The following is a 5,698-nucleotide window of genomic DNA, read 5'->3' on the forward strand; positions in this document are numbered from 1 at the left end:
GTCGTCGAGGGCGGCGAGCAGGTCGGCGCGGGTCGCGTCGCGGTGCCGCTCGACCAGACGCGCGTTGACGTCGTCCTGATCGAGGGGGGCCGCGTCGGGGGCGCGCTCGCCCCTGGCCTCGGCGAGCAGGCGGGCCAACAGGGGCGCCTCGGGCCACGACGCGAGATGGGCGACCACGGCCCTGCCGTCCCAGCCGGCGAGGCGGGAGGGGGCGTCGAGGTCGGCGCGGGCGGCCACGGTCCGGAAGGCATCCCACGCGGCGAGGGCACGGTCGCGCTGCTGCGTCTGGGGCATCGAGGCGGCGCCGCGCGGGCCGCTTACGATCTCGATCGAGGACATGCCCGCATACTGCCCCTTGGCGTCGGCGTCGAACTCCCCGGCATCGGTCCCCGGCGGGGGAGGACGGGCCCTGCGAGGGCCGTTGCGGTCGCCTACTAGGCTCGCCGGGAGGCGGATCGGCATGCCGCCGGAGGAGGCGGGTTCCCCGTCTCGCCGCACAGGATGAGGAGATGCGCACCATGGCTGTCGAGATCGGTAGCAAGGCCCCCGAGTTCGAGCTCAAGAACCAGCACGGCGAGGTTGTTCGTCTCGCGGACTTCCGCGGTGAGAAGAACGTGCTCCTCGTCTTCTACCCGTTCGCGTTCACCGGTGTGTGCACCGGCGAGCTGTGCGCGCTTCGCGACGATCTGCCCAACTTCCAGAACGACGACGTGCAGGTCCTGGCCGTGTCCTGCGACGCGCCATTCTCGCTGCGGGTGTTCGCCGAGCAGGAGGGCTACGAGTACCCGCTGCTGTCGGACTTCTGGCCGCACGGTGGCACCGCGCAGGCCTATGGCGTCTTCGCCGAGGACAAGGGTTGCGCCGTGCGCGCGACCTTCGTCATCGACAAGGAGGGCGTCGTCAAGTGGAGCGTCGTCAACGCGATTCCGGACGCGCGTGACCAGGCCGAGTACCTCAAGGCCCTCGCCGCCGTCTGATTCGTGGTGCGCTCGGGGGTTCTCGGGCCGGTTCGGGCGTAGGCCGTGCCGCGCGGGGTACCGATGCGGCGGCGGAACTCGACGCGGTCGGGGAACTCCTGGCTAGGATCCACGCGTTGTCACGTCATACACGCGAATATTCCGGGGCACTCGTGCTCCATGATCATTTGGAGGACTCGTGGGCGTCAGCCTGAGCAAGGGCGGCAACGTCTCGCTCTCGAAGGAGGCCCCCGGCCTCACCGCGGTTCTGGTCGGCCTCGGCTGGGACGTGCGGACGACCACCGGTACGGACTTCGACCTCGACGCGAGCGCGATCATGCTCAGCGGCGCGGGTCAGGCTCCGTCCGACCAGCACTTCGTCTTCTTCAACAACCTCAAGAGCCCCGACGGCTCGGTCGAGCACACCGGTGACAACACCACCGGTGAGGGCGAGGGCGACGACGAGGCGCTGAAGGTCAACCTGGCCGGTGTCCCCGCGGACATCGAGCGCATCGTGTTCCCGGTGTCGATCTACGACGCCGAGACGCGCCAGCAGAGCTTCGGTCAGGTGCGCAACGCGTTCATTCGCATCGTGAACCAGGCCGACAACAACGAACTCGCGCGTTACGACCTCACCGAGGACGCCTCGACGGAGACCGCGATGGTCTTCGGCGAGCTGTACCGCAACGGCGCGGAGTGGAAGTTCCGCGCGGTCGGCCAGGGCTACGCGTCCGGCCTGCGCGGTATCGCCAAGGACTTCGGGGTCAACGTCTGACCGGCGAACGCGACGAACGCCCGCCGACTGCGTGAGCAGTCGGCGGGCGTTCGTCGTCCCGGGGACGGGAGGGCAGTCCTTGGGGCAGGGTCCTTGGGCCCGTGCCTCGTGCCTCGTGCCCGGTGCCGTGGGCCCCGTGCCGTGGGCCTTGGGTCTTGTGCCGTGGGTCTGTGGGGCACTGGCCTTTCGGGTCTTCGGGTCTTCGGGTCTTCGGGTCTTCGGGTCTTCGGGCCGGACCGGGTCGAACGCGGCTTCGGTCGGCGGTGGTTCGGGCTCCGGACGGCAGGCTGTCCGGGCTTTGTGGCGCGGGCCGTCAGGGCTGCGGGAATGGGCTCCGACCAGGCAGTGAGCCACACATGGTCACTTCCTGGTAATGGGGGGCCTGCCACGCTCCGAGCGTGGCAAGGTTGAATCGAATGTACGACGATCAGGAGGATTCGATGGGGGTCACCCTCGCCAAGGGCGGAAACGTCTCGTTGAGCAAGGCCGCACCCAATCTCACCAATGTGCTGGTGGGTCTGGGCTGGGACGCGCGGGCCACCACGGGGGCATCGTTCGACCTGGACGCGAGTGCGCTGCTGTGCGGCGGTGCGGGCAAGGTGCTCGGCGACGACTATTTCGTCTTCTACAACAACCTCAAGAGCCCCGAGGGCTCGGTGGAGCACACCGGCGACAACCTCACGGGCGACGGCGACGGTGACGACGAGGTCATTCTCGTGGACCTGATGGCCGTTCCCGAGCAGGTCGAGAAGGTCGTCTTCCCGGTGTCGATCTACGACGCGGAGATGCGCGGACAGACCTTCGGGCAGGTCCGTAATGCCTACATCCGGATCGTGAACCAGGCGGACAACAACGAGCTTGCGCGCTACGACCTCACCGAGGATGCGTCAAGCGAGACAGCCATGATCTTTGGAGAACTTTACCGTTACCAGGGGGAGTGGAAGTTCCGCGCAGTAGGTCAGGGGTACGCTTCGGGCCTGCGGGGGATCGCACTCGACTTCGGCGTCAGCGTGCAATGAACGCTTGTTGACGGAGTGTCAGGGTCGGTCACCCGGTGGGGCCGGCCCTGACCGCTTTTCCGAGACCTCTCGGGCGACGGACTAGGCCGGTCTTCCTGATGACCCACCCGGAGAAGCAATCCCCAGGTAGATAAGGACCTCATCCGTGGTAATCCGTACGTTCGGCTGGTCGTTCGGCGTGACGGCGGTCGGCTTGGCCGTCGCCGCGTATTTCTGGGGGTGGACAGGCTTCAGCATCGTGCTGATCCTGTCGATCCTCGAAATCTCGTTGTCTTTCGACAACGCTGTAGTAAATGCCACGATCCTCAAGAAGATGAATGCCTTCTGGCAGAAGATGTTCTTGACGGTCGGTATTTTGATTGCCGTCTTCGGTATGCGGCTCGTGTTCCCGCTGCTCATCGTGTGTCTTACCGCCGGCATGAGTCCGAACGACGTCGTGGATCTCGCGTTCCACGACGACAAGATGATCGACGGCATGACCTATGCGGACCACCTCCACGAGGCGCATCCCGCGATCGCCGCGTTCGGCGGTCTGTTCCTGCTGATGATCTTCCTTGACTTCATGTTCGACGAGCGTGACCACAAGTGGGTCGGGCCGCTGGAGCGGTTCACCGCCAAGCTCGGCAGCTTCGACGTGTTGTCCACGCTGATCGGGCTGATCGTGCTCGTGGTCTCCGCGCAGACGCTCGCGCCCGCGCACAAGGAGGGCACGGTCATGGTGGCCGGTGTGCTCGGCCTGATCGCGTATCTGGGCGTCGGCGGGCTCTCCGACTACTTCGAGACACACGGCACGCTCGCGCACATCGACGACGAGGACGAGGACGAAGCGGCCGAGGAAGGCGCTGCGGCCAAGCCCGCGGCCCAGACCGCCGGCAACGGCGGCGGCAACGTCAAGCTCGCCGCCGGCAAGGCCGCGTTCTTCATGTTCCTCTACCTCGAAGTCCTGGACGCGTCCTTCTCCTTCGACGGTGTGGTCGGCGCGTTCGCGATCACCCAGGACCTGCTGATGATCACGCTCGGCCTGGGTATCGGCGCGATGTACATCCGGTCGCTCACGGTCTACCTGGTTCGGCAGGGCACGCTGGACGACTACGTGTACCTGGAGCACGGCGCGCACTATGCGATCGGCGCGCTGGCGAGCATCCTGCTGCTGTCGATCGAGTACGAGATCCACGAGGTCATCACCGGCCTGGTCGGTGTCGGCTTCATCGGGATCGCGTTGATCTCGTCGATCGCGCGCAACAAGCGGGTGGGGCACACCCCGGGGCAGAACGCTGCCGGGAAGGTCGACGCCTAGCCTCGCGCGCGTACCGCCGTCGGAACATCGCGACCGGTACCGTGCCCGACGAACAGTCGGGCACGGTACCGGTTTTTTCGTGTCCGGTTATGTTGTGTACTGGAGCCGCCACTATGCGTGCCGGCCGGGGGAATGGGAGGGTTTGATGCCGCGTTTCGACTGGCGTCGCGGGTTGGTGGAGCGCGAGCCCGAACACGGTGGGCACAAGGTCGCGTTGACCAGGTCCACACCCGAGGTGTCGCTGACCCAGGCGGGTTCCGCGACCGGGACGTTGCGGGTCAACCTGCACTGGAACCCACAGGTCGAGGAGGCGCCGCCGCGGCAGCGCAGTGGGGGGCTGTTCAAGCCGCTCGCGGTGCAGTCGCCGCCGTTGCCGCAGAAGATCGACCTCGACCTCGGCTGCATGTGGGAGATGGCGGACGGGTCGAAGGGCGTCGTGCAGGCGTTGGGAAACCTGTATGGGGCGTTCAGTCAGCCGCCGTATGTGCGGTTGGACACCGACGACCGGTCGGGGTCCGCGTCGGGGGAGACGTTGTTCATCAACATCGACCAGGCGCGAAATGTGCGGCGGTTGTTGATCTTTGTCTATATCTACGAGGGTATTCCGGCGTTTGACCAGGTCAACGGGGTGGTGACGCTGTTCCCGAACGCCGGGTTGCCGATCGAGGTGCGGTTGGACGAGCACGCTCGGGAGGCTCACACGTGTGCGGTGGCCGTGGTGGAGAACCACGGCGACGAGATCGTGGTGCGGCGGGAGGTTCGCTACGTGCGGGGGTATCAGGCGGAGTTGGATCGGGAGTATGGGTGGGGGCTGCTTTGGGCTCGGGGGTACAAGTGAGGTTGGTGGGGCGGGGGTTGGCCTTTGGCGGTGGCCTTTGGCCTCAGGTGCCGGTGGGGTGATTTTGGCCTCAGGCGCCGGCTGGGCTGTCTTTTGGCCTCAAGCGCCGGCCGGGCTGTCTTTGGCCTCGGACGCCGGCCAGGCTGCATCTGTTTGGGCCGGTGGCCTCAGGCGCCGGCCGGGCTGACTGTGCCCTCAAGCGCCGGCCGGGCTGGTTTTTGCTTGGGTTGGCTTTTTGGGTGGTGGTCTCTGGCGCGCCGGGCTGTGCTTGGGTGGCCTCAAGCGCCGGCCGGGCTGTATCTGCTTGAGTCGGCTTTGGGTGTGGGCCGGTGGCCTCAAGCGCCGGCCGGGCTGGTTTTTGCTTGGGTTGGCTTTTTGGGTGGTGGCCTCTGGCGCGCCGGGCTGTGCTTGGGTGGCCTCAAACGCCGGCCGGGCTGTATCTGCTTGGGTCGGCTTTGGGTGTGGGCCGGAGGCCTCGAGTGCCGGCCGGGCTGATTGTGGCCACAAGTGCCGGCCGGGCTTGGGTGGCCTCAAACGCCGGCCGGGCTGTGTCTGCTTGAGTCGGCTTTGGGTGTGGGCCGGAGGCCTCAGGCGTCGGCCGGGCTGACTGTGGCCTCAAACGCCGGCCGGGCTGTGTCTGCTTGGGTCGGCTTTGGGTGTGGGCCGGAGGCCTCGGGTGTCGGGCGGGCTGATTGTGGCCACGAGTGCCGGCCGGGCTTGGGGTGGCTTCAAGCGCCGGCCGGGCTGGTTGGTGGTGGGGTCAGGACTGGAATTGGGGGCCCTGGGGCGGGGTGTCCAGGCGGCGTAGTTGTG

6 protein-coding genes are annotated in these 5,698 nt (G+C 67.0%); 5 read left to right on the plus strand and 1 reads right to left on the minus strand.

Translation table 11 applies throughout. From position 1 onward, the window contains the following. Positions 1-339, minus strand: a 339-nt coding sequence (locus GT354_RS26065; protein WP_202512300.1) for a maleylpyruvate isomerase N-terminal domain-containing protein, incomplete at its 3' end; no start/stop codon positions are given. Positions 340-518: 179 nt separating this feature from the next. Between GT354_RS26065 and GT354_RS26070 the strand changes: the two genes are divergently transcribed. The 5 genes from GT354_RS26070 to GT354_RS26090 all read left to right on the plus strand — a co-directional run bounded on the left by GT354_RS26070 (position 519) and on the right by GT354_RS26090 (position 4,885). Beyond that, the gene (locus GT354_RS26070; protein WP_161358813.1) at positions 519-977 is read left to right on the plus strand and encodes a peroxiredoxin; all 459 of its coding nucleotides are present in this window, start codon (positions 519-521) and stop codon (positions 975-977) included. Between the two features lie 178 nt (positions 978-1,155). Continuing rightward, positions 1,156-1,731, plus strand: a complete 576-nt coding sequence (locus GT354_RS26075; RefSeq protein ID WP_161358814.1) for a TerD family protein — start codon at positions 1,156-1,158, stop codon at positions 1,729-1,731. A 440-nt stretch (positions 1,732-2,171) separates the two neighbouring features. Beyond that, positions 2,172-2,750, plus strand: a complete 579-nt coding sequence (locus GT354_RS26080; protein WP_161358817.1) for a TerD family protein — start codon at positions 2,172-2,174, stop codon at positions 2,748-2,750. A gap of 145 nt (positions 2,751-2,895) precedes the next feature. After that, the gene (locus GT354_RS26085; protein WP_161358815.1) at positions 2,896-4,047 is read left to right on the plus strand and encodes a DUF475 domain-containing protein; all 1,152 of its coding nucleotides are present in this window, start codon (positions 2,896-2,898) and stop codon (positions 4,045-4,047) included. A gap of 145 nt (positions 4,048-4,192) precedes the next feature. After that, positions 4,193-4,885: a Tellurium resistance gene (locus tag GT354_RS26090; protein WP_161358816.1), complete on the plus strand. Its 693-nt coding sequence runs from the start codon at positions 4,193-4,195 to the stop codon at positions 4,883-4,885. Positions 4,886-5,698: the final 813 nt, after the last annotated feature.

It is taken from the genome of Streptomyces sp. SID3343 (assembly GCF_009865215.1).
Classification (GTDB): domain Bacteria; phylum Actinomycetota; class Actinomycetes; order Streptomycetales; family Streptomycetaceae; genus Embleya.